At 67.6% G+C, this 23,724-nt stretch carries 17 protein-coding genes; 5 read left to right on the top strand and 12 right to left on the bottom strand.

All coding sequences use genetic code 11. From position 1 onward, the window contains the following. Positions 1-26 precede the first annotated feature (26 nt). The gene (locus AMK58_RS22090; protein WP_236778329.1) at positions 27-1,637 is read right to left on the bottom strand and encodes a ribonuclease J; all 1,611 of its coding nucleotides are present in this window, start codon (positions 1,635-1,637) and stop codon (positions 27-29) included. 544 nt (positions 1,638-2,181) lie between these two features. Between AMK58_RS22090 and AMK58_RS22085 the strand changes: the two genes are divergently transcribed. After that, positions 2,182-3,465, top strand: a complete 1,284-nt coding sequence (locus AMK58_RS22085) for a BON domain-containing protein (protein ID WP_059399465.1) — start codon at positions 2,182-2,184, stop codon at positions 3,463-3,465. A 58-nt stretch (positions 3,466-3,523) separates the two neighbouring features. Here the strand turns inward: AMK58_RS22085 and AMK58_RS22080 are convergent, their stop codons facing one another. After that, positions 3,524-5,320, bottom strand: a complete 1,797-nt coding sequence (locus AMK58_RS22080) for a glycoside hydrolase family 15 protein (RefSeq protein WP_035679694.1) — start codon at positions 5,318-5,320, stop codon at positions 3,524-3,526. A 176-nt stretch (positions 5,321-5,496) separates the two neighbouring features. Between AMK58_RS22080 and AMK58_RS22075 the strand changes: the two genes are divergently transcribed. Together AMK58_RS22075 and AMK58_RS22070 are read left to right on the top strand one after the other, a co-directional pair. Then, the gene (locus tag AMK58_RS22075) at positions 5,497-7,002 is read left to right on the top strand and encodes a right-handed parallel beta-helix repeat-containing protein (RefSeq protein WP_051140696.1); all 1,506 of its coding nucleotides are present in this window, start codon (positions 5,497-5,499) and stop codon (positions 7,000-7,002) included. A 468-nt stretch (positions 7,003-7,470) separates the two neighbouring features. After that, positions 7,471-8,229 carry a response regulator transcription factor gene (locus AMK58_RS22070; protein WP_236778327.1) on the top strand — a complete coding sequence of 253 codons (759 nt, stop codon included), beginning with the start codon at positions 7,471-7,473 and terminating at the stop codon, positions 8,227-8,229. A gap of 55 nt (positions 8,230-8,284) precedes the next feature. Here AMK58_RS22070 and AMK58_RS22065 read toward each other — a convergent pair whose 3' ends face one another. Continuing rightward, entirely contained in the window at positions 8,285-8,911 is a 627-nt protein-coding gene (locus AMK58_RS22065) for a response regulator transcription factor (protein WP_051140698.1), read from the bottom strand. Positions 8,912-9,755: 844 nt separating this feature from the next. On the opposite strand from AMK58_RS22065, the gene AMK58_RS22060 reads away from it, so the two are divergent. Beyond that, positions 9,756-10,529 (top strand): response regulator transcription factor, encoded by a 774-nt coding sequence (locus AMK58_RS22060; protein ID WP_079284994.1) that lies wholly within the window; start codon positions 9,756-9,758, stop codon positions 10,527-10,529. Here the strand turns inward: AMK58_RS22060 and AMK58_RS22055 are convergent. The 9 genes from AMK58_RS22055 to AMK58_RS22015 all read right to left on the bottom strand — a co-directional run bounded on the left by AMK58_RS22055 (position 10,498) and on the right by AMK58_RS22015 (position 20,798). Beyond that, positions 10,498-10,986 (bottom strand): response regulator, encoded by a 489-nt coding sequence (locus tag AMK58_RS22055; protein ID WP_236778326.1) that lies wholly within the window; start codon positions 10,984-10,986, stop codon positions 10,498-10,500. The two genes, AMK58_RS22060 and AMK58_RS22055, sit on opposite strands and share 32 nt — an antisense overlap. A 166-nt stretch (positions 10,987-11,152) precedes the next feature. Continuing rightward, positions 11,153-12,589, bottom strand: a complete 1,437-nt coding sequence (locus AMK58_RS22050) for a UDP-glucose dehydrogenase family protein (RefSeq protein WP_079284999.1) — start codon at positions 12,587-12,589, stop codon at positions 11,153-11,155. 64 nt (positions 12,590-12,653) lie between these two features. Continuing rightward, positions 12,654-13,661, bottom strand: a complete 1,008-nt coding sequence (locus AMK58_RS22045) for an SDR family NAD(P)-dependent oxidoreductase (protein WP_051140699.1) — start codon at positions 13,659-13,661, stop codon at positions 12,654-12,656. Positions 13,662-13,688: 27 nt separating this feature from the next. Further along, positions 13,689-14,768 carry a GDP-mannose 4,6-dehydratase gene (locus tag AMK58_RS22040; protein WP_035679701.1) on the bottom strand — a complete coding sequence of 360 codons (1,080 nt, stop codon included), beginning with the start codon at positions 14,766-14,768 and terminating at the stop codon, positions 13,689-13,691. A gap of 51 nt (positions 14,769-14,819) precedes the next feature. Then, a complete protein-coding gene (locus AMK58_RS22035) occupies positions 14,820-16,064 on the bottom strand; it encodes a glycosyltransferase family 4 protein (RefSeq protein ID WP_079284993.1) in 1,245 nt (414 codons plus the stop codon). Between the two features lie 198 nt (positions 16,065-16,262). Beyond that, positions 16,263-17,069 carry a WecB/TagA/CpsF family glycosyltransferase gene (locus AMK58_RS22030; RefSeq protein WP_035679704.1) on the bottom strand — a complete coding sequence of 269 codons (807 nt, stop codon included), beginning with the start codon at positions 17,067-17,069 and terminating at the stop codon, positions 16,263-16,265. Beyond that, on the bottom strand, positions 17,066-18,145 hold the full coding sequence (locus tag AMK58_RS22025) for an NAD-dependent epimerase/dehydratase family protein (RefSeq protein WP_035679707.1): 1,080 nt from the start codon (positions 18,143-18,145) through the stop codon (positions 17,066-17,068). Before AMK58_RS22025 ends, AMK58_RS22030 begins: the two co-directional genes overlap by 4 nt. Before the next feature lie 51 nt (positions 18,146-18,196). Beyond that, positions 18,197-19,774, bottom strand: coding sequence for an undecaprenyl-phosphate glucose phosphotransferase (locus AMK58_RS22020; protein ID WP_059399462.1), 1,578 nt, complete (start codon positions 19,772-19,774; stop codon positions 18,197-18,199). A 76-nt stretch (positions 19,775-19,850) separates the two neighbouring features. After that, on the bottom strand, positions 19,851-20,798 hold the full coding sequence (locus tag AMK58_RS22015) for a UDP-glucuronic acid decarboxylase family protein (RefSeq protein ID WP_035679710.1): 948 nt from the start codon (positions 20,796-20,798) through the stop codon (positions 19,851-19,853). A gap of 562 nt (positions 20,799-21,360) precedes the next feature. Here AMK58_RS22015 and AMK58_RS22010 point away from each other — a divergent pair. Then, positions 21,361-23,709, top strand: a complete 2,349-nt coding sequence (locus AMK58_RS22010) for a GumC family protein (protein WP_035679712.1) — start codon at positions 21,361-21,363, stop codon at positions 23,707-23,709. Positions 23,710-23,724 lie beyond the last annotated feature (15 nt).

Below are 23,724 nucleotides of genomic sequence, written 5' to 3'. Positions count from 1 at the left end.
GATGGCGGTGAGGGAGGATGGCCGCGTCAGGCGGCCATCGATTCCATGGCTTCAGCCAGGGCGTCCGCGTCCTCCGCGACGGGCAGGCCCGTCCAGGGGATCAGTTCCCGCCCGGTGTTGGCGAGGCGCTTGGCCTCCATATGGCCGATCACCGCGGTGCCTTCCCGGGCGATCCGCAGGATGTCGCCATCCTCCGGAACCAGCGCCCGTTCCACGCCGCAGGCGCGGGCGAGGCGGGCGTGGGCCTCCAGATGCTCGATGGTGCCGTGCACCGGCACGGAGAAGCGCGGACGGATCAGGTCGTACATGCGGATCAGGTCGTCCCGCTTCGGGTGGCCCGACACATGGACCGGCGCGTCGGCGGGGGTCACCACCGTCACACCCTTGGCCTTCAGATGGTCCTGCACGTCGGCCAGCACCACCTCGTTGCCGGGGATGGCGCGGGCGGAGAAGATCACCGTGTCGCCACTCTCCAGCCACAGCTCGCGGTGGCCGTCGCGGGCCAGACGGCTGAGCGCCGCCCGCTCCTCGCCCTGGCTGCCGGTGCACAGGAAGACGAGGTTCCGGCGCGGCGTCCAGGAGGCTTCCATGATGGAGATGAACTCCGGAGCCTTCTCCAGATAGCCGCTGGCGCGGGCCGCCTTCTCCATGCGCAGCATCGACCGGCCGACCAGCACCACCTTGCGGTCGTGTGCCGCCGCGGCTTCCGCCACCGCCTGCATGCGGGCGACGTTGGACGCGAAGCCGGTCACAGCGATGGCGCCCTTGCGCCCGGCGAAGGCCTCGATCAGGCCGGCGCGGGCGTCCGCCTCCGACCCCGTTGTGCCGTCGACGTTGGCGTTGGTGCTGTCGCACATCATCGCCAGCACGCCGCGGTCGCCCAGCCGCTTCAGCGCGTCCAGGTCCATGGTCGGGCCGACCAGCGGGTGCGGGTCGAACTTCCAGTCGCCGGTGTGCAGGACCGTGCCGGCCTTGGTGTGGATCGCCACCGACACCGGCTCGGGGATCGAGTGGGTGACGGTGATGGTCTCGATGCCGAAGGGACCGATCTCGAAGGAGGCGCCCGGCTCGAACACCCGGATGCGGGCGTGGCGCAGGCCTCCAGACTCCTTCAGCCGTTCACGGATGACGTGAGCGGCGAAGGGGGTTGCGTAGATCGGGCATTCCAGCCCCGGCCACAGGTGGTGGATGGCGCCGATGTGGTCTTCGTGGGCGTGGGTGACGACCAGCCCGACCACCTCGTCCATCCGCTCCTCGATGAAGGAGGGATCGGCCATCAGGCTGTCGACGCCCGGCGCCTCGTCGCCCATGAAGGCGACGCCGGCGTCGACGATCAGCCACTTCCCGGCATGGCCGTAGAGCGCCATGTTCATGCCGATGCGCGAGCAGCCGCCGAGCGGGATGAACAGGATCTCGTCGTGGCCCGGCACCGGGCCGGGAACCGGCGCGCCGGGCGGACGGGTCGCCTTGGGGCGCTCGTAGGGCTTGGGGTTCTGGTTCTTCTGGAAACGCGGGCCGCCGGACTTGCCGCTGCGCACATCGCCAACAATCGTGTTCGGGCGGTTGCCGCCAAAATTCGAGTTCGGGCGGTTGCCGCCCTTGGGCGCCGCGCGGCGGCGCTTGTTATCAAACGTCATACGTCCTTCTTGCTTCACAACATATCAGCCGGCATTCAACGCTGCCGGACGGGCGTGCATCGCGTGTCGATGCGGATCTCGGGGTCTCCCCGGCCATCGGCGGCGCCAGGACCGTGGGGATGGGTCGAGGCAGCCGGCCGGAGCGGCCAGGGAGAGCGGTGTTCGAGCCAGTAATCCAGATGGCGACGCCGGTCAACCGCTGAATCACGACCCGGAAGGGGGTTCGCCGGTCGGTCACCCGAAGGTTACGGCCATCCGCCGGCGGTGTTGCACATATGTTTCCTTCGCCGCGGTGTTCAAGGGGGCGCCCTCGCCTGATTCCCTGCGGCTTCCCCGCGACGCGCCAACGGATGGCGCGGATGCTGGGATTGCGGGCGTTTACGGACCCCCGAGGGCGACCCGGTTGGCTGGCCTGTGCGGGGCGCATGGCAAAAGACACGGCCAAAGACATGGCAAAGCCACCGCCGGTCCGCGATCCTTCGCCGCCTTCCCTGTTGTTTGCGGACGCCCGGCGAACGGGCACTGTCCAAATGGGGAGCATCCCATGTCCGACTATGAATCCAGGTGGAGGAACGACCAGGGCGCCCGCCGCGACGACGACCGGTGGGAGCGCGACCGCCAACGCGGCGAAAGCCGCGAGTGGAGCGCCGGTTCGTATCAGAACCGTGGCCAGAACCGTGACCGTGACGAGTTCGGTCAATCGAATTGGGGCCAGTCCGGATCGGGCCAATTCGGATCCGGTCAGGCCGGCCGGTCCGGCATGATGGGCGGTGGTGGCCGCCAACCCGGCTATGGCTATGAGGGCCAGGGCCGCGAAGGTTTCGACTATGGCCGCGACTACTGGCGCCAGCAGGAAGGCAGGGGCGATTACGGCCAAGGGGCCTATGGTCAGGGCTCCGGCAGCCGTGATTACGGCCGCTCCGATTACGGCCGCGACTACGGGTCCCGCGGTTCCTTCGGCCAGGGCCAGCGCGACTGGCGCTCCCGCGATGATCGCCAGAATTATGAGGACCGTGGCGACTACGGCCAGGACTTCGGCTACCGCGGCGGCTTCGGCCGCTCCGATTACGGCAGCGGAGCTTACGGCGGCCGGGACTACGGCAGCCGCGACTATGGCGGCATGGAGTACGGGTCCGGTTCCCGCGGCTATGGAAACCGGGACTACAGCAGCCGTGACTACGGCAACCGCGACTACGGCCGGATGGGCTATGGCGGCGGCGGCTCCGGCCGCAACGAGGAGCGCGGCTTCTTCGAACGGGCGGGCGACGAGATGGCCTCCTGGTTCGGCGACGAGGACGCGGAACGCCGCCGCCGCATGGACGCCCGCAACGACGACCCCGGCGCCCAGCACCATCGGGGCCGCGGGCCGCGCGGCTACACCCGCTCCGACGACCGCATCCGCGAGGATGTGAATGACCGGCTGACCGACGATCCCTACATCGACGCGTCGGAGATCGACGTGACCGTCAGCAATTGCGAGGTCACACTGAGCGGCAGCGTGGACGACCGCCGGACCAAGCGCCGCGCCGAGGACATGGCCGAAACCATCTCCGGCGTCCGCCACGTGCAGAACAACCTGCGCGTCCGTGAGCGGACCTTCGGCGGCACCGGCACCACCGCAGGGGCGTCGGCGATGGCCGGGCTCGGCGGCACCGGGTCTTCCGGTTCCGGCATGAGCGGCTCGGGGATGGGCAGCACCGGCATGAGCGGGTCCACGACGGGCACGTCCGGAACCTCCAGCACCTCCGGGACCGGCATGAGCGGGACGTCTGGAACCACGGACAGCACCAGCCGCACCGGCACCACCACGGGCAGCACCACCCGCTGACCATGACCAACCCGCCCCTCCCGCCATCACCGGCGGGAGGGGTTTTTTCTTTGTTCCGTCAGTCCCCGTCCCGCCGTTGCTCGGCCGGCTTCTCCGCGCGGGTCAGGTTGAAGGCGGTGTTGATCAGAGCGATATGCGAGAAGGCCTGCGGGAAGTTGCCGACCAGCCGCCTCGCCGTCGTGTCGTACTCCTCCGACAGCAGGCCCAGATCGTTGCGCAGGGCGAGCAGCCTGTTGAACAGCGCCTCGGCCTCCGCCTGACGCCCTTGCAACACATAGACGTCGGCCAGCCAGAAGGAGCAGGCGAGGAACACTCCCTCCCCGTTGGGCAGCCCGTCGTCGGTCCTCTCCGTCCGGTAGCGCATGACGAGGCCATCCTGCATCAGTTCCCGCTCGATGGCGGCGACGGTGCCTTGGATGCGGGGATCGTCCACCGGAAGGAAGCCGAGCATCGGCAACATCAGCAGCGCCGCGTCGACGTGACTGGCGCCATAATGCTGGACGAAGCTGTTCCGTTCCTTCGAATAGCCCTTGGCGCAGACATCGTCGAAAATCGCTTGGCGCAACGCTTTCCAGCGGTCCAAGGGCGCGTCCAGACCGAACTTCTCCGCGCTCTTCACCATGCGGTCCACGGCAACCCAGGCCATCACTTTGGAATGGGTGAAATGCTTTGCGCCGCCGCGCACTTCCCAGATGCCTTCGTCGGGCTGGTCCCACACCGACTCCATGTGATCGAGCAAGGCGCACTGGACCTGCCAGCCTTCCGGCCTGATCTCGATGCCGCGCATCCGCGCCTGATGCGCCGCGTCCATCATCTCGCCATAGACGTCGAGCTGAAGTTGGGGGGCCGCGGCGTTGCCGACCCGGACCGGGCTTGCCCCCTCGTAGCCCGGCAGCCAGGGCACCTCCCATTCCAGCATACGGCGCTCTCCGGCGATGCCGTACATGATCTGGATCTGTTGGGGGCTGCCGGCGATGGTGCGCAGGCCCCAGTCGCGCCAGTCCCGCGCCTCCTGCAGATAGCCGGCGTTCATCAGCGCCAGCAGGGTCAGGGTGGCGTCGCGCAGCCAGCAGTAGCGGTAGTCCCAGTTCCGCACCCCGCCGAGCTGTTCGGGAAGCGAGGTGGTCGGCGCCGCGACGATGCCGCCGGTCGGACGGTAGGTCAGCGCCTTCAGCGTGACCAGCGAGCGCACCACCGCGTCCCGCCAGGGGCCGCCGTAGGCGCAGCGCCCGCTCCACTCCTCCCAGAACCGCTCGGTCTCGTCCAGCGCCTGCTCGGCGTCGACCGGCTCCGGCAGCGGCAGGTGAGAGGGGGAATAGGTCATTACGAAGCTGAGGCTCTCGCCCTCCTCCACGGTGAAATCGGCGACAGTGCTCAGGTCCTCGCCGTGGATCGGGGCGCTGGTGTGCAGGACGACCATGTCGGGTCCGGCGATGGCGCGCAGGGTGTGCGGGCCGATCCGCGTCACCCACGGCACGACGTGCCCGTAGCCGAAGCGGAGCGTCAGGTCCATCCGCATGGCGACACGGCCGCGCCGCCCGCGCAGGATGCGCACGATGTCCGACGCCTCGCCGCGCGGGGGCATGAAGTCAATCATGGTGACGGCACCCTCCGCCGTCTCGAATTCCGTCTCCAGGATCAAGCTGTCGCCGCGGTAGCGGCGGCTCGTGCGGGCGTCGGGATCGCTCGGGCGCAGCAGCCAGCGCCCGTTCTCCGGCGTGCCCAGGAGTGCCGCGAAGCAGGCGTCGGAATCGAAGCGCGGCCAGCACAGCCAGTCGATGGAACCTTCGGCGGACAACAGGGCTGCGGTCTCGCAGTCTCCCAGAAGGGCGTAATCCTCGATGCGGGAGGCCATGGCACGCTCTCGAACGATTGGGGGTGCCCTTGGGCAACGGCCTGTGCCCGATCCGGTTCCCTGTGGTCAAGTCCCGGCGCCGACGAAGGTCGATCATCCGGTTTGACGATTCTAGGGGCCGGACCCGCATGTTAGCGTTTTCGTCCATCGCCGCAGGACGACGCATCGAGGCCACCATGGACACAGGACGCGCCCCGCACCCCCGGCGGCATGCACCCCGCCCTGCCCGCCTCGCGGCGGCGGTCCTCCTTGCCGGCCTCCCGCTGACGGCGGCGGGAGCGGAACCTCCCACCGTCTCCCTGCGGCCCGGCGCCGACATCCAGGCGGCGGTGGACCGTCATCCCCCCGGCGCGCGCTTCCGGCTGGAGGCCGGTGTCCACCGCCTGCACTCCATCGTGCCGAAGGACCGCAACCTGTTCGAAGGCGCCCCCGGCGCCGTGCTGAGCGGAGCGCGGCGGCTCACCGCCTTCGTCCACCGAGGCCCCGTCTGGATCGCCCGCGGGCAGACCCAGAAGGGCCGGGTCAACGCCGTGGAGTTCTGCCGCGCCGGCTTTCCCCGTTGCGCCCATCCGGAGGATCTGTTCATCGACGACGCGCCGATGCTGCATGTGGGCAGCCGGTCCGCCGTCGGGCCGGGGCGCTGGTTCTTCGACTACGACGCCGACGAGATCGTGATCGGCGACGATCCCACCGGGCGCATCGTCGAGACCAGCGTCATCCCCCGCGCCTTCGGCGGCACGGCGTCCGGCGTCGTCATCCAGGCGCTGACCATCGAGAAATACGCCGCCCCCATCCAGGCCGCCGCCGTGGACGCGGAGTTCGGCCCCGGCTGGACCATCCGCAACAGCGTCCTGCGCCTGAACCACGGCGTCGGAGTCAACGCCGGCAACGGCAGCCGCATCCTCGACAACCGCATCCTCGACAACGGACACGCCGGCTTTTCCGGATCGGGGACCGATTTCCTGATCGCCGGCAATGAGATCGCCCGCAACGGCTATGCCGGCGTCGACTTCCATTGGGAGGGGGGCGGCGGCAAGATCACCGAATCCGGCGGCGGCGGACTGATCCGCGGGAACTGCGTCCACGACAATGTGGGCGCCGGGATCTGGGCCGACATCGACGTGCACCGGCTGGTGATCGAGAACAATCTTGTGTTCGGCAACGCCGACAATGGCATCACCTATGAGATCAGCTACGACGGGGTGATCCGCAACAACCGGGTCGCCGACAACGGGCAGCGCGGCCAGGGTTGGTTCTGGGGGGCGCAGATCCTGATCTCCAGCGCGCAGAGAGTGAAGGTCTACGGCAACGACATCGACGTGCCGGGCGGCTACGGCAACGCGGTGACGGTGGTGTCCCAGGACCGTGTGCCCTACACCCCTGCCGTCGGCAACGAGATCTTCGACAACCGCATCGTCATCCGCAACGTCAACGCGCGCATCGGCGCAGTCACCGACGTCGACGCCGACAACGCGGTGGTCGCCGCCGGCAACCGGCTCTACGGCAACCGCTACCATCTGGCGGATCCGGGGGAGCGCATCTGGTTCTGGAATGACGCGGAGGCCGACTGGGACGCCATTCGCGCCCAAGGGCAGGAAATGGGCAGTGTCGTCCATGCCGGCATTCCACAAAAGACGCCGCTGAGCTGCCCTTCCATGGCCCCTACGGACAATGTGCGATGATCTTTCCTTTCTTTGACTCTTCCAGAAAGAGAAAGAGTCGATAAGGCCATCACGCACAGGTTTTTTACCACTGTTACAGTTTTGAAAAAGTTACTAATTTGGAGGTACTTTGCGGATATCCGCGCACAGTATTATGATCTTGTTTGCGATTGACGGTCAAAATTGGTTGCTATGTTATAGGCCCCAAGCGGTCGCACAGACCTCTTGCAGCATCGCCTCCGCGCCTGATCCGTTTCAATTGATCGAATAAGGCCAAAGTCTTCGCGCCGGTGACGTAGGCGGCGACGTTGGCGACGATCCTGGGCGGTTCCATGCGGCGGCGTGTCCATGGCGTGTGGCTGAGGGAGATTTTGTATGTTGCCGTGCAAAGACGGAACGTGCCTGCCCAACGCCTTCCGCCGCGCCCCATCGGTCACATCCTACACCTCCAATCACCTTCTGGCCGCCAATCACTTGACCGCTGCCCCCATGAACGACCCAGGCTCGTTCGGGTCCTATTACCGAATGTCCGGCGGCGCGCGGCCCCTGGGGGAGGATCAGATCGTCACCGCCATCCTGCACGACGAAACGCCGCTGACGCGGGAAAGCCTGTCCACCAGCCTGAACCTGTGTGGACGCGGGGTGCGGGTGCTGACGGCGGCGTCCGTGGCCGACCTGGAAAGCGTGGTACGGCGGGATGGGGCACCGGACGTGGCGTTGGCCAATTTCAATGGGCGGTTCGCCTCCGATCCGGAATTCCAGCCGAGGCTGGCCGAACTTCTGGAGGTGCTGGACGGCGTCCCGCTGATCATGCTGTCAGACTCTGACGAGACGGCGACCGCGCTGGAGGCCATCCGCCAGGGCGCGCACGGCTACATCTCCACCACCGTCAGCCTGACCATGGCGCTGGAGGCGATCCGTCTGGTCGCGGCGGGCGGCATCTTCGTTCCGGCCCCCATCCTGCATCGGTTGATCATTGAACAGGCTGGAGCGCCGGCCTCGGTGCTTCAAGCCGCCTTATCCGTTCCGGCGCCCGCGGTCAACGGCAAGGCCCATCTGACGCAACTGACCCCGCGCCAGATCGCCGTCCTGGAATGCCTTCAGGAAGGCAAGCCGAACAAGGTCATCGCCCACGAACTGGGAATGCGGGAAAGCACCGTCAAAGTGCATGTCCGGAACATCCTGCGGCGGCTCGGCGCCACCAACCGGACGGAAGCGGTCTGCCGTGTCATGCGCGAAGAAAATTGAACGCAACACGAAGAAACGGCACGGGAGAGTCCCGCACCGCTCCATCAATAGCCGATCAGGGTTGATTCGATTCCAAGGCTGCGCCACGGGACAGATAGGCGTGCGCCATGAAGGCGGCCTCCGTCCGGTTGGTGGCGCCCAGTTTTTTCAGCACGTTGCGCACATGGGCCTTGGCGGTGTTCTCGCACATGCCCAGCATGTAGGCGATGAGCTTGTTCGATTTGCCCTCGCGCATGCAGGTCAGCACGGCCATTTCCCGCGGCGTCAGCCCGCCGATGCGGTCCGTCGCCGGCCCGGAGACGCTTGGCGGCGGAGTCTGCGGAACGGCGATCCCGCCCGGCACCGGCGCGAACAGCGATTGCAGGGATGTGGCGGGCACGAAGGTGCCCCCGGCGGCGACCAGACGGATCGCCTCCAGCATGACCCCCAACCCAAGGCTGGGCACGATGTAGCCGCGCACGCCGAGGCGCAGGCTCTCCACGATCATCCCGCCGTCGTCGCGGTCCGAAATGATCACCAGCGGCACCGGCAGGCAGCTCGACACGGCGTCGCGGACGGCCGCGCACAGGGCGTCGTTCAGTCCCATCTGTGCACCGATGTTGCACAACACGACCTCGGTCCGCCCGTCCCGCGCCAAGGCACCGGCGGCGTCCTTCAGCGATGCCACCGATCGCACGGTCATGTCCTGGCACAGCGTGCCGAGGCCAAGCGAAAAGCAATCCCGAGTGAGGCTGTTCGGGTCTACCAGGACCACCGCAATCCCTGGGGCGATCGCTGCGGCCATTCCTGGTTGCTGCTTGATTTCCGTCATCATCCGCTTCCCCTTCCTGTGAAACATCAAGTCTTCTGACCTCATCAAACCAGGGTTGCGAACCCTCGTTCACCACCACCAGCAAAAGAGGATTCAATTTTTGGGTGAGCGCGTCCGCTTGCGGATACTCGGAAAGATTTCACTTTTTTCATTTTCTGCGCCTTTCCCTGCCGACCACATGGATTGTTTCTGTTGGAAGATCATCAGGAATGCTTGCGCGGTTTGCATTTGATGTTTTCAACGTTACCAGAACAGCGCGCCCGGTAAATACGCACTTCGATGCAAGGTTGTGACGACCCACCGTTTTATTCCCTACTCATTCCGGCGCTCATCGGACCGTGTTTCACCGGCTCCGTACGCCTTTGTGAGGATGAGAGCGGCGTAGCAAGCCTGCCCCACCTCACCCCCCCGGCTGGGTTTAAGAGAAGCCATCGGCCACCGCCGTCTGTTCTGCGACCGAAAGAACAGACCCGAACGGCACAAGTCAGAGAACAACACGCTCTGACCAATGGAAAGTTCAAAAGGACAAAACACTGCGCTTCCGTATGGCGAACATCAAAACCTCTCCCAAATACATGATATTCCAACGAAAACACTTCAAATAGGTGGTAAAGGAAAAGACCGACATAGTTATTTCTGCGCGGGATTGACGTTGACGAGCGCTTGGGTGCAGCGCAGCATAAGGCCGGGAGAACGGGCCGGGAGACATTCTTACATGGCATCGAGCGGAAAGGCGGCTCCATCGCCCTGCGCCGCCGCACGCGGTTTGGGAGCGGCGAACGGGCGCCGGGACATCGCAGCCCTTCTTGTGGATGAAGCACCGCTGACCCGCGAAAGCCTGTCCATCGGCCTCAGCCTGCGCGACACGTCCTTGCACATGCGGACCGCGGCATCGCTGGGCGAGGCGAAGGCGATGCTCGCTGCTGGAGCGCCCCCCGCCGTCGTGCTGTGCAACGTTGTCAGTCTGACACCACCGAACAGCAACGTCCTGGCGACGCTGCGCGACGCTGCCGGCACCTTCGGCAGCACGCCCATGGTCGTTCTGGTCGACGGGGAGGAGGCGGATCTGCCCCTTGAGGCCAGCCGGCTGGGCGTGCGGGGGTGTCTGCCGACCAGCGTCGGCCTTGCCGTCGCCCAGGAAGCGCTGCGTCTGGTGGCGGGCGGAGGCACCTTCTTCCCCTCCCCCTTCCTCCACCGCCTGGCGCAGCATCGAGAGGCCGCGGAAGATGATCCGCCCGCACCGTCCGGCGGAGCGGCGCTGACCGCGCGTCAGCGCGGCGTGCTGCAACGGCTGCGCGAGGGAAAATCAAACCGCGTCATCGCGCAGGAGCTGGGAATCAGCGAGAACACCGCGAAGGTCCATGTCCGCGGTATCCTGCGGGCGCTGGGCGCTTCCAACCGCGCCGAGGCTGTGCGCAAGGCATGGCAATCGGCCGGGCCGGCCGATCCGCAAACGCTCAGCCGCGGTTGGGGCCGGGATCGGGACTGACCGTACCGCCTCCATGGATCAGCCGCAGGGCGGCGATCACCTCGGCCAGCGGCATCCGTCCGCTCAGCACCCCGCGCAATCCGAGGCGCACAGCGGCGGCGGTCACCGCCGCGCCGGGCCGGTCGGCCAGAACGGCGATGGGAGGATGGGGGCCGCTGCCCGCCAGTGCGTCCAGAAGCTGGCCAATGCCGCCCTTGGCCGGGTCGGCGCGCCCGATGCTCACCAGAACCACGTCGGTGCCGCGCAGGGCGGCTGGAAGATCGGCCAAAGCCGCTGTGCTGCGCTGGTGGCTGACCGCCACATCCGGCGCAAAGGCGTTGATGGCGGCGGTGAGGCTTTCGCCGAACAGCGAGCGGTCGTCGATCAGCAGCACGGCGATCGGCGCCCGCCCACCGGTGCGACCGCCCTGGCGCGGAGGAACGGCGCCGCCCCGCGCGCCGGGGGGCACACGGGGCATGAAGTCTCGTCGGTTGCCGGCCAGCGCGTCCAAGCCAATCATGGCTGTGTCTTTCGGAATCGGGAGATCCCAGCCGGCGCCCCGCGCCGGGCCATCGCCGCCGGGGCGGGGACGGTCCGTTCGGGGCACCGGTGCGTGGCCGGAGTCGGCGGGCGTCGGGCCCGCGTCAATCCGCCAGATCTGAGGCGGCCGCCGCAAGCTGACCGGAGAAGGGAAGGACGCAGGAGTCCGCCGCGAAGCCGTTGCTGAGGAGCATGGCCTCCGCCGCCTTGCGCCGCTTCGCCGCATCGGGCCGCGCGTCGCGCCGCCCGACGGAGCAATAATGGAATCCCGCCGCCGCCATGACCGCCGGAGCGTAGACGTTGCGCAGATCGACCATCACCGGGCGGCGCATCAGGCTGCGGACGCGGCCCAAATCCAGCGCGCGGAACTCGTTCCATTCCGTCAGGATGGCGACACAGTCGGCCTCCGCCAGCGGGGCATAGGCGTCGTCATGCCAGACCACGCCGGGCAAAAGGTGGCGCCCTTCTTCCATGCCGGCAGGGTCGTAGACGTGAACCGTCGCCCCGGCCTCCTGAAGCAGCGGGATGATCTCCAAGCTCGCCGCCTCGCGCATGTCGTTGGTGTCGGGCTTGAAGGTGATGCCCAACACGGCGATGCGCTTGCCCGCCGCGTCGGATCCGCAAGCCTGGAGGATCCGCCCGGCCATCAGCCGCTTGCGCGCACGGTTCACGTCCACCACCGTTTCGATCAGCCGGACCGGCGCGCCATGCTGCCGCCCGGTGCGCACCAGCGCCTCGGTGTCCTTGGGGAAGCAGGAGCCGCCGAAGCCCGGCCCGGCGTTCAGGAACGGACGCCCGATGCGCCCGTCCAATCCCATGCCTGCAGCCACGTCCTGCACGTCGGCCCCCACCCGCTCGCACAGGTCGGCCACCTCGTTGATGAAGGTGATCTTGAAGGCCAGGAAGGCGTTGGCCGAGTATTTCGTCAGCTCCGCCGTCTCGATGCCGGTGCGCACGAAGGGCGTCCCGGCGCGGATCAGCGGCTGGTAGAGCGCGTCCATCACCGCCCGCGCCCGCTCGGAGTCGGCGCCGATCACCACGCGGTCGGGCTGCATGAAGTCGCCGATGGCCGAACCTTCGCGCAGGAATTCCGGGTTGGACACCACGTCGAACTCGGCGCGCGGGTTGATGTCGCGGACCAGCGCGGCAATCTGGCGCCCGGTGCCGACCGGCACCGTCGACTTGGTCACGATGACGGTGTAGCGGGACATGGTCCGCGCGATCTCCGCCGCCGCCGCGTGGACGTAGGTCAGATCCGCCCCGCCGTCGCCGGGACGGGAGGGCGTGCCGACCGCGATCAGCACCACGTCCGCCCCCTCCATGGCGACCGCAAGGTCCGACGTGAAGGACAGACGGTCCGCCGCCATGTTGCGCGCCACAAGGACGTCGAGGCCGGGCTCGTAGATGGGAATTTCGCCGCCCCTCAGGCGCCGGATTTTCGTTTCGTCCTTGTCCACACAGCACACGTCGATGCCGAATTCGGCAAAGCAGGCGCCGGACACGAGACCGACATAGCCGGTCCCCACAACAGCGATCCGCATCATTCCACTCCTGTTGCTTGATGGCGTTGCCGAAGCCATCCCTGGCCGGCTCGAAAATTGGCCGTCAGGCCACGGCGCGCTCCGCCATGCCATTTCCCGGACCGCTTTCCAGCCCGTTCTCACGGCCGTTCTCGCGCAAAGCCCAGCGCACGGTTTCCGCCAGCCCCTGCTCCAGCCGCGTGCGCGGCGTCCAGCCGAGCACCGATCCGGCGTAGGCCACATCTGCCTGAACGCTGCGCTGCTCGCCCGGACGTTCGGGGTGGTAGAGCACGGGATGGTCGGCCCGCGTCCGGCCGAGCGCTCCCAGCGCGAGGTCGGCCAGTTCGCTGATGCTGGTCTGCCGCCCGCTGCCGAGGTTGAAGATCTTCCCGTGGCTGGCCGGGTTGTCGAGCGCGCCGACCCAGGCGTCCACCACGTCGTCGATGAAGACGAAGTCGCGGGTCTGCTTGCCGTCGCCGTAGATGCGGATCGGCTCGCCGCGGATGATGTTGCCCAGGAAGATGCCCAGCACCCCTTGGTAGGGGTTGTCCACCGCCTGCCGCGGTCCGTAGACGTTGTACATGCGGAAAGAGGTGACGGCCAAAGCGCCCGGCAGGTCGGGCCGCGCCGCCGTCAGATGCACGTAGCGCTCGCCCGCGTATTTCGTCACCCCGTAGTAGGACACCGGGGAGCAGGGCGTGTCCTCCGGAGTCGGCACCACCTCGGCGTTGCCGTAGGCGCTCATCGAGCTGGCGTAGAGCAGGCGCTTCACCCCGCGCTCCACGCACTGCTGAAGGACGTTCACCGTCCCCTCCACGTTGGTGCGCAGGTCGCCGACCGGGTTGCTGAAGGCGCGGATGATCGACACCTGCCCGGCGATGTGAATCACCGCGTCGGGCACCTCCTCGAACGCCCGGTCAAGGTCGGCGGGGTTGGTGACGTCGCCGCGGATGTAGCGCACCTCCGCCGGCACGTTGGAGCGCAGCCCGGTGGACTCGTTGTCGATCACCGTCACCCGGTGGCCGAGCGACACGAGGCGGTGCGTGATGTGGGAGCCGATAAAGCCGGCCCCGCCCGTTACAAGCACGTCCATAGATTCCTCCACCGCACGGGAAAGGGATTACGCGCTGAGGGCGATGCGGCCCGGTTCCAACTGGGTCTGGTCCGTGGGCAGGCCGTTCTGCGCGAGGTAGCGCTCCGCCCAGTCCCACAGGCGGCGGATGCCGGTGTCGCGGTCCACCTGCGGGCGCCAACCGAGAATCTGCTCGGCCTTGCGGATGTCGCTGACGTAGCAGGGCTGGTCGCCCGGCCGCCAATCGGAGAAGTCGGCCTCCACCGGCGCGCCGCGCAGGGTGGACAGCATCTCCCCGAACTCGCGCCAGACCGAGATGGTGTTCTCCGGCCCGCCGCCGATGTTGAAGACCTGCCCGCGGCTGACCTCGATCTTTTCGGTGGCGAGGCGGAACGCGCGCACCAGATCCTCAACGAACAGCACGTCGCGCACCTGCATGCCGTCGCCGTAGATATGGATGGGCCGCCCGCTCAGCGCCGAGATGATGAAATGCGCGACCCAGCCCTGGTCCTCGTTGCCGAACTGGCGCGGGCCGTAGATGCAGCTCATCCGGAAGACGACGGTCGGCAGGTCGTAGATGCGGGCGTAGTCGCGCACATACTGGTCCGCCGCCCCCTTGGAGCAGCCGTAGGGCGAATGGAAGTCCAGCGGCTCCGCCTCCGAGACGCCGAGCGGGCGATCGACGAAGCGGTAGCGGCTGCCGGTCCGCTCCACCGCCACATGCTCCAACCCGCCATAGACCTTGTTGGTCGAGGTGAAGACCACCTTCGGGGGAGTCTTCATGCGGCGGGCCGCCTCCAGCACGTTGAAGGTGCCGAGCGCGTTGATGTCGAAGTCGGTGCGCGGATCGTCCAGCGACGAGGTCACCGCGACCTGCCCGGCGAGGTGGTAGACCTCCTCCGCCCCGGCCATGCAGGATTTGACGGCGGCGAAGTCGCGCACGTCGGCCTTCATGAAGGTCAGGCGGGAGCCGGCGTTGAGGGTCTGCAGCCACGCCGCGTTGCGCTCGCTGCCCGGCCGCAGCAGGGCGTCCAGGACGACGACGTCGCGCCCATCCTCCAGAAGGTTCTTGACCAGATTGCAGCCGACGAAGCCGGCCCCGCCGGTCACGAGCGTCTTGCCTTCCATAGGTGTCTTCTCCATTGCTGCGGCTTTTACCGGTTGGGCAGGGGGTGTGGGTCAGGCGGCCCTGAGGACGGCGGCGCCCGCCGGGCGGCGGATCACCGCCTCGTAGAGCCGGTGGGTGTCGGCGGCGGCGGCGGCCCAGTCGAAGCGCTGGGTGGCGCGCAGGCGGCCGTGGCGGCCCATCCGCGCCCGCCGCTCCGGGTCTGCGGCCAGTTGCTCGACGGCGGTGCGCAGGGCCTGCGGGTCGCCCGGCTCGACGATCACCGCGCAGCCGTCGTCGACCTGATGGGGGATGCCGCCGACCCGGCTCGCCACCACCGGAACGCCGAAGGCCATCGCTTCCAGGATCACGTTGGGGAAGGTGTCGGCCAGGGTCGGGAAGACGAACAGGTCGGAGCGGCGGAACATGGCGGCGACCTCCGCCTCGACCAGATTGCCGGTGAGGTGGATGGTCTGGCCCGGCCCGCAGCGGCGCTGGTAGGCTTCGCAATCGACGAAGTCACGCTTCTCGCCGCCGACGATCAGGCGGAACGGCATCGACAGCCCCACGAAGGCGTCGAGCAGCACGCCCAGCCCCTTGTTGGCCGTGTGGTTGGCCAGGAAGAAGGCGGTTACGGGGCCGCCGTCCTCCTCCCGCTCCGGGATGCCGAATTTGCGGTGGATGTCCTGGTCCGCCGAGGTCGGCGCGCCCCAGTCGGTCGGGCGGTCCACGCCGTAGGGAATGACGGCGATGTCGTCCCCGGTGAAGCCGAAGCCGCGGACGATGGGGAGATCGACCGGCGAGATCGCGCAGATCGCTGCGGCGTTGCGGACGACGTAGCGGACCGGGCGGTCGATCAGCAGGTCCCAGGCCAGCCGCCGCGCCGCGTCCATGCGCCGGAAGGCCGCCGGGTTGCCGATCTCCACGAAGCCGTGAGTGGACACCACGTAGGGCACGCCTTTCGCCACGCAGGCGCGGGCCACCCGCATCATCTCCAACGCCGGGATCGGGTTGTGGATGTGCACCAGATCATAGGAGCCGTGGCGGATCAGCGCCGGTATGCTCGACTGGTAGAACAGGGTCTTCGCGCGGTTGGGCAGGACGGAATCGAGTCCGGCGAAGGGGCTCGAGGTCCGCACCTCAATCCGTTCGCCCGGCTTGCTCAGGTCCATCGGGACCCGGCTCGCCATGCCCATGTTCGCGATGTCGATGCGGTCGTGCGCCTGCAGCGCGACGCTCAGCTTCTCCGCCGCCTTGCTGGCGCCGCTGACCGCCAGATGCGGCGGCACGACGATCGCCGACAGGATCTTCAGGCTCATCGCAGGAATCCTCGACTGTCATGGAAGCGCTGGCCGCAGCGGTCGCGGCTCGGGACGCTGTTCCGAGGTCGTTCAGGAAAATCCGCCGATGCAAGGCCGTTTCATTTTAAAAACGGCGCATGGAAGCGCAGCATCGGAGGCGTTTTCATTTTAAATAACGGCACTACTCTTTGACAACCACCAAACAACCGTCACCGCCTAGCCAAATCGAAGCTCTCCTTTCGGACGGCGCGCCTGGCCGCTGCGGACCAGCGGCACCCGCACCGCCTGGCAGGCGAGCAGGAACAGGAAGGCCGGATTCAGCATGACGTAGCGCCGCCACAGCCGCCGCGGTTCGGTGGACAGCCGGAACAGCCATTCCAGGCCGTTGTTCTGCATCCACATCGGCGCCTGCGGCTGTTTCCCGGCGATGAAGTCGAAGGCGGCACCGACCGCGATCAGCGGCATCGACAGCGCCGCCTTGTGCTCGTAGACCCAGGTCTCCTGGCGCGGGCAGCCCAGCCCGACGAAGACGATGCGGGCACCGGAGTCGATGATCTCGCGGTCCACCGCCGCGCGCTCCTCGGCGCTCAGGGTGCGGAAGGCGGACGGGCGGGCGCCGGCGATGACCAGACCGGGGAAGCGCTCCTTAAGCGCCGTGATCAGCGTGTCGAGCAGCCCCGCCGTGGCGCCGTAGAGGTAAATCGGCAGCCCCCTCGCCGCCGCCGCCGCGCAGGTGCGCAGCATCAGGTTCGGGCCGTAGACGCGGTCCGGCAAGGCGGCGCCGTGCAGCCGGTTCAGCGCCCAGCGCACCGGCTGGCCGTCCGGCGTCACGAGGTCGATGGCGTTCAGGCGGTAGCGGTGCTCGGGGTCGAGAGCCCCGGTCATCACCCCATGAACGGCAAGCGCGCTGACCGCGAAGGGCTTCTGCTGCTCCGCCGCGTCGACGATGGCGTGCACGCCGGCCTCGTAATCGACGGCGTTGACGTAGACGCCGAGGACTTCCTTCTTCCCATGGTCGATCATGCCACGGCCTCCACGCGCCAGCGGCGCCGATTGCTGTCGTGAATGTCGGTGAGGATGTTCCGCACGTCGTGCCGGATGTCCCAGGACGGGTAATGGGAGCGGAACCGGTCGAGCGAGCTGACCCACCAGATGTGGTCGCCGATGCGGTTGGCCTCCTTGAACGCCAGATCCATCGGACGCCCGGTGATCTCCTCGCACAGCGCCACCGCCTCCAGGATGGAGCAGTTGCTCGCCCGCCCGCCGCCGATGTTGTAGACCTCGGCGCTGCGCGGCGCGTCGTAGACGGCGTGGAAGGCGGCGATCAGGTCGTTGCTGTGGATGTTGTCGCGGACCTGCTTGCCCTTGTAGCCGATCACGTCGTAGCGGGTGCCGGTGACGGCGCAGCGCATCAGGTAGGCCAGGAAGCCGTGAAGCTGCGTCGGCGAATGGTTCGGCCCGGTCAGGCAGCCGCCGCGGAAGCACACCGTCCTCATGCCGAAATAGCGGCCGTATTCCTGGACCAGCACGTCGGCGGCCACCTTGGAGGCACCGAACAGGCTGTGCAGGGTGGCGTCGATCGACATGTCCTCGGCGATGCCGCCGGCGTAGCGGTGCGCCGGGTCGATCTCGTAGCGCGTTTCCGTCTCGATCAGCGGGAGGCGGTTCGGCGTGTCGCCGTAGACCTTGTTGGTCGAGGTGAAGATGAACACCGCGTCCGGGCAATGCCGCCGCGCCGCCTCCAGCAGGTTCAGCGTGCCGTTGGCGTTCACCGAGAAATCCATCTGCGGGTCGCGCGCCGCCCAATCGTGCGACGGTTGCGCCGCCGTATGGATGATCAGGGAGATGCTGGAGCCGTGCCGCTCGAACAGCGCGTCGATGGCCGCGGCGTCGCGGATGTCGATGGCGTGGTGGCGGTAGCGCTGGCGCAGCGTCTGCTCCAGGGTCTGGCGCTGCCACGCGGTCGAGGCCTCGTCGCCGAAGAAGGTCCGCCGCATGTCGTTGTCGATGCCGACGACGTCCATTCCCAGCGCACCGAAATGCAGGCAACTCTCCGACCCGATCAATCCGCAGGAACCGGTGACAAGGGCGACGGACATGGCGTCAAACTCCTTTGCGGTCTGTTTGTTGGTTCAGCCGGGGTTTTTTGGTCAGTAGGCGTTGCGGTCCCAGAAAAGGAGGAGGGCGGTGCGCACCATGATCTCGGCGTCCAGCCCCAGGGACCAGTTGTCGACGTAATAGAGGTCGTGTTCGACGCGGCGGGCGGCGGTGTGGAGGTTGTCGATCTCGCCGCGCAGCCCGTTGACCTGCGCCCAGCCGGTGATTCCGGGGCGGACGCGGTGGCGGCAGGCGTAGTTCTCCACCGCCTCGTGGTACAGCACGTCTCCGGCCTTCATGGCGACGGGATGGGGCCGCGGCCCGACGATGGACATGTCGCCGCGCAGGACGTTGAAGAGCTGCGGAAGCTCGTCGATGCTGGTGCGGCGCAGGAAGCGTCCGACGCGCGTCACCCGCGGATCGTTGCGCACCGTCCGCTGCGCGCCCGACTGGTCGCCGCGGTCGGTGTGCATCGTGCGGAACTTCCAGATCTCGAATTCCTCGTTGTTGAAGCCGAAGCGCTTCTGGCGGAACAGCACCGGGCCGCGGCTTTCCAGCTTGATGGCAGCGGCGGCCAGCAACAGCACCGGCGCCAGAACCGCCAGTGCCGCGCCGCCGATCAGCAGGTCCTCCGACCGCTTCAGCACACCGCGCCAGCCGGCCAGCGGGTGATGGATGACGCCCAGCAGCGGAACGCCCGCCGTCGCGTCGACCGACAGGCCGGCGGTGCGGGCGATCAGCCGGTGCGGCAGCAGGCGGACGTCCACCGCGAGGACGCGCAGCCGCTCCAGGATATCGGTGATCTCGGCCTCGGCGCTCCAGGGCAGCGCCACCACAACAAGGTCGATGCGGTTCTTGCGCACCTGTTCGACCAGCCCGGTCACGCCTCCAAGCACCGGCACCCCGGCCAACCGGGCGGTGGCCAGGAGTGGAGCGTTCACGGATGACGGCCGGTCCGCCGCGGTGGACACCGCGCCGACCACTTGGTAACCCGCCCCCTCCGTCCGCTGGAGCCGGTCAAGCCATTCGAGCGCCAGATCGTTGGTGCCGACCAGCAGGGTCCGCTGCCGCAATCCGCCGGCCAAGTTCCAGTCGCGCGCCAGCCGGAGGAACAGGCTGCGCAGCGCGGTCAGCCCGAACAGGCCGAGCCCGTACCACAGCCACAGCGTCCCCGCCGCCGCCGTGTCCAGCCGCCTCAGGTCCCCCGTCACGCCGAGCATGAGGACAAGCACCAGGAAGGCCGCCGTCCAGGCCCCGAACAGCGGCCCGGCGTGCGACCCGATGGTCCGCCGCACCGCCTTGGGACGCAGGTTGCGATAGCAGCCCGCGCTGTAGAAACATATCAGCGACAGCACCGCCAGCGGACCGACCGCAGCGTTGAAGACGCCCGCGAACAGGGCTGGATCGGCGGGGGCGGCCCGCAGCACGCGGGCGGCGATGCCCTCCGCCGCCAGCCCCGTCCCGACGACCATCAGCGCGTCCGCAGCCACCAGCCCGCACAGCAGGGCGGGGGCGGAGGCCGCCGCGGCGACCGGCGAGACGGAGTCCGGGCGCGGGCCTTGGAAGGCCATCCCCACGCGCGCGCCGTAGTCCGGCTTCGCCGAGCTGTCTCGTGAAGGGAGTTCGAACATCCGCCGTTCCCTGTTGGCCCATTCCCTGCCGCCGCACCCCAGCGATGCGGCGGCGCTGCCGGCTGCGTCGCCGCGCTCAGAAATAGGTCTTGGCGAAATAGGCGATGGTGCGCTCCAGCCCCTCTTCGAGCGGCACGTGCGGCATCCATTTCAGGTAGGCGTGGGCCTTGGTGATGTCCGGCTTGCGCTGCCGCGGATCGTCCTGGGGCAGCGGATGCCGCTCGACCCGGGAGCGCGATCCGGTCATCCGGATGACGGTCTCCGCCAGCTCCAGAATCGTGAACTCGCCGGGATTGCCGAGGTTGATCGGGCCGGTCACCGTCCCGTCCGTCTCCATCAACCGGTGCAGCCCCTCGACCAGGTCGTCAACGTAGCAGAAGGACCGCGTCTGCGAGCCGTCGCCGTAGATGGTGATCGGATCGCCCTTGAGCGCCTGGACGATGAAATTCGACACCACGCGCCCGTCGTTCGGATTCATGCGCGGCCCATAGGTGTTGAAGATGCGCGCGACTTTGATCGGGACCTTGTGCTGCCGGTTGTAGTCGAAGAACAGCGTCTCGGCGCAGCGCTTGCCCTCGTCGTAGCAGGCGCGCGGACCGATGGGATTCACGTTGCCCCAATAATCCTCCCGCTGCGGGTGGACGAAGGGGTCGCCGTAGACCTCGCTGGTCGATGCCTGGAGGATGGTCGCCTTCACCCGCTTGGCCAGCCCCAACATGTTGATGGCACCGTGCACGCTGGTCTTGGTCGTCTGCACCGGGTCGAACTGGTAGTGCACCGGCGAGGCCGGGCAAGCGAGGTTGTAGATCTCGTCCACCTCGACATAGAGGGGGAAGGTGATGTCGTGGCGCACCGCCTCGAACTTCGGGTTGTCGAGAAGATGCGCAATATTCGAACGCGCTCCCGTAAAATAGTTGTCAACGCACAGGACCTCTTTTCCGGCGGCCAGAAGACGCTCGCACAGGTGCGATCCGATGAACCCGGCGCCGCCTGTCACAAGAACGCGCTCAGTCGTGGACGTCATTGAGCCTCTCCATGGAGTTGACCGGGGAAATCCGACCGGAATGCGGCAGATCGCGGAGATGTTGCGCCAAGCCGCTTCCGCGATTGTTTTAAAATCCAGCGCCGATGCGCAGCACTCCGCCACGAAACGCGGGCTATTACTCAGCCCTTTAGGCGGGAATGCATGGTCATGTCTGGAATTTTGCGGCGTTCCGAAGCCTGAACCGGCTCCGCTGCACTCGGCAAACTGTGACCGGCACGGAGTTGACCGTCAAACACGCGGATGGGGTATCGGGTATGATTATTTATGACGGTCGCCGTCGTAAGCACAGCGACGGATGGGCCTTCTTTTTTTCAATTGTTGCGCAGCGCCATTCACGATAATCGAAGTCTGTCCGGCAACGGTTTCAGCAGCGGAACACCACTGTCCATTTGGCTCGTCCATTCGGACCTGGTCTTTAAAAGACACTCGAATTCTCGGTTATCTCCAAAGAAAACAAAAGGCCGCCGCGCGTCCTTTGCACCCATCCGCCACGCCTATCCCGGGCCGGACCGCCAGCCAGCAAGACGAAAGGGGCGACGACGTGAATTCTTCGATCGGCAAAGGCGGAACGCTTCCAGGCCACGAAGCGCACGCCAGCGTCCTTCCGGACAGTCTTCTGCAATCGGGCGCCGGGGAGTCCTCCGACGTCCGCAGCCGCCAGGAGGCGACCGTCTTCGCCACGCTGGCCGTGCTGTGGCGGCGCAAGCTGCTGCTGCTCACCGTCATCCTCCTGGGAACGGCGACCATCACCTACGTCATGCAGTCGCTGAAGCCGATGTACCGCGCCACCGCGATGGTGCAGCTCGATTCCCGGCGGGTCGAGCTGGCGGAGTTCAAGTCGGTGGTGTCCAATCTGACGCCCGAGGCGCCGGCGGTGCGCAGCGAGGTGTCCATCGTCGGCTCGCGCGCGCTCGCGGAGCGGGTCGTGGAAAAGCTGGGCCTGCTCAACGACCCCGAGTTCAACCCGACGCTCAAGGCGCCGGACGGCGCGGACGATCACTGGCTGAAACGGGTCACGAAGGCTGGCGTCGGCGCGCTGCCGCCGGAAGGCAATGACGTGCTGCGCCGGATCGTGCAGCAGGCAACCGCCCTGTTCCGCGCGGACGACGGGCCGGTTGCCCGCGACCCGGATCAGGCCCGCCTGCTGACCATCGACACGCTGCTGCGGCGGATCGAGGCGCGCAACGACGACCGCTCCTTCACCATCATCATCGAGGCGTCGTCGGTCGATCCCGCAAAAGCCGCCGCCATCGCCAACGCCTTCGGCCAGGCCTATCTGGACTACCGGACGGAGATGAACCGCGACCTCACCGAGCGGGTCAACCAGTGGCTCGGCGGGCGGCTCATCGAGGCGCGCGAGGCGGTGCGCGGCGCCGAGGAGGCCATCCGCAACTTCCGCAAGGAGAACAGCCTGCTGGAGTTGCCGCCGGACGGGCGCAACATGGTCCAGCAGCAGATGAACGAAATCGCCACCCAGCTGACCGCCGCGCAGGCGCAGAAGGCGGCGGCCGAGGCCCGCGTGCGCCAGGCCCGCGACCAGACCGCCACCAACAACGCCGCGGCGATCCCGGAGGTGCTGGCCTCCCCGCTGATCCAGAAGCTGCGCGAGGCCGAGGCGATGCTGGAGCGCCGGCTGGCCGAACTCCAGCAGGTCTATGGCGACAAGCATCAGGAGATCGTAAATCTCCGCCGCGGCATCGGCGAACTGAAGGCGCGCATCCGCGATGAGGTCGGCAAGATCCAGAAGGGTCTGGACGCCGATCTGGAGGTCGCGCGCATCCGCGAGGCCACCCTGCTGAAGAGCATCGCCGACCTGCAGGAGCAGCAGAAGGGCATCGAGGCGACCGGCATCCAGCTCCGCGATCTGGAACGCGCCGCCGACGCGCACCGCACGCTCTACCGCAGCCTCGCCGAACGCTACGAGCAGACGATGGCGCTGAAGAACACCGGCGCTCTCGACGCGCATCTCAGTGCTCCGGCCCTGCCGCCGATCCGCCCGGCCTTTCCACAGCTGCGCATGTCGCTGGGCGTCGGGCTGGTCGGCTCCACGGCGCTGGCGGTGGCGCTGGTGCTGCTGCTGGAGCGGCTCAGCTCCGGCCTTCGCACGCCCAGCCAAGTGGAGCGGGCGACCGGCGTACCCTGCCTCGGCATGGTCCCGTCGCTTCCCCGCAACGAAGCGACCTGGAACCTACCGCTGCACCCCGACAGCCGCCGCGCCCGCGAGATCGGCGCCTTCCGCGAGGCGATCCAGACGGTGCGCACCATGGCCTGCATGCCACGCAAGCGGGGAACGCCGCCCAAGGTGCTGCTCGTCACCTCTTCCATTCCCAAGGAAGGCAAGTCAGTGCTGGCGGCCAATCTGGCGCGGTCGCTGGCCGGGCTGGGGCTGAACACGCTGCTGATCGACGCGGACTTCCGCCGCCCCTCCATCGCGAAACTGCTGGGCTACCAGCCGCAGGGCAGCGTCGCCGACCTGCTGGACGGCCGCGTCGGAATCGACGACCTGATCCATCAGGAGACCACCAACCTCGGCGTCCTGGGCAACGCCGTCGGCACCCCCGACGCGCACGACCGCATCAGCTCCCAAGCGATGAGCGACCTGATCCAATGGGCGCGCCACAACTACGACGTGGTGGTGATCGACTCTGCCCCGGTGATGCTGTTCTCCGACGCGCTGGCCCTCTCCTTCCTGGCCGACAGCGTGATCTATGTCGTCCGCTGGCAGCACACCCCGCTCGACACCGTGACGGCCGGTTTCAACAAGCTGAAGTCGGTCGACAGCGCGGTCGGCGGCGTCGTGCTGTCACGGGTCGTCGCGTCCAAGCACGTCAAGTACGGCCACAAGGACGACGCCTACTACTACGCCCTGCACGCGCCCGCGCGGCATTGACGGCGCCGACGGACG

Source organism: Azospirillum brasilense, assembly GCF_001315015.1.
Classification (GTDB): Bacteria; Pseudomonadota; Alphaproteobacteria; order Azospirillales; family Azospirillaceae; genus Azospirillum; species Azospirillum brasilense.
Note: the sequence above shows the minus strand (reverse complement) of the source record. Positions and strands in the feature narration are given on the sequence as shown.

Coding starts and splice junctions, on each gene's coding strand:
- AMK58_RS22090 (WP_236778329.1), bottom strand. CDS start 1,637: ATGACGTTTGATAACAAGCGCCGCCGCGCGGCGCCCAAGGGCGGCAAC.
- AMK58_RS22085 (WP_059399465.1), top strand. CDS start 2,182: ATGTCCGACTATGAATCCAGGTGGAGGAACGACCAGGGCGCCCGCCGC.
- AMK58_RS22080 (WP_035679694.1), bottom strand. CDS start 5,320: ATGGCCTCCCGCATCGAGGATTACGCCCTTCTGGGAGACTGCGAGACC.
- AMK58_RS22075 (WP_051140696.1), top strand. CDS start 5,497: ATGGACACAGGACGCGCCCCGCACCCCCGGCGGCATGCACCCCGCCCT.
- AMK58_RS22070 (WP_236778327.1), top strand. CDS start 7,471: ATGAACGACCCAGGCTCGTTCGGGTCCTATTACCGAATGTCCGGCGGC.
- AMK58_RS22065 (WP_051140698.1), bottom strand. CDS start 8,911: ATGACCGTGCGATCGGTGGCATCGCTGAAGGACGCCGCCGGTGCCTTG.
- AMK58_RS22060 (WP_079284994.1), top strand. CDS start 9,756: ATGGCATCGAGCGGAAAGGCGGCTCCATCGCCCTGCGCCGCCGCACGC.
- AMK58_RS22055 (WP_236778326.1), bottom strand. CDS start 10,986: ATGCCCCGTGTGCCCCCCGGCGCGCGGGGCGGCGCCGTTCCTCCGCGC.
- AMK58_RS22050 (WP_079284999.1), bottom strand. CDS start 12,589: ATGCGGATCGCTGTTGTGGGGACCGGCTATGTCGGTCTCGTGTCCGGC.
- AMK58_RS22045 (WP_051140699.1), bottom strand. CDS start 13,661: ATGGACGTGCTTGTAACGGGCGGGGCCGGCTTTATCGGCTCCCACATC.
- AMK58_RS22040 (WP_035679701.1), bottom strand. CDS start 14,768: ATGGAAGGCAAGACGCTCGTGACCGGCGGGGCCGGCTTCGTCGGCTGC.
- AMK58_RS22035 (WP_079284993.1), bottom strand. CDS start 16,064: ATGAGCCTGAAGATCCTGTCGGCGATCGTCGTGCCGCCGCATCTGGCG.
- AMK58_RS22030 (WP_035679704.1), bottom strand. CDS start 17,069: ATGATCGACCATGGGAAGAAGGAAGTCCTCGGCGTCTACGTCAACGCC.
- AMK58_RS22025 (WP_035679707.1), bottom strand. CDS start 18,145: ATGTCCGTCGCCCTTGTCACCGGTTCCTGCGGATTGATCGGGTCGGAG.
- AMK58_RS22020 (WP_059399462.1), bottom strand. CDS start 19,774: ATGTTCGAACTCCCTTCACGAGACAGCTCGGCGAAGCCGGACTACGGC.
- AMK58_RS22015 (WP_035679710.1), bottom strand. CDS start 20,798: ATGACGTCCACGACTGAGCGCGTTCTTGTGACAGGCGGCGCCGGGTTC.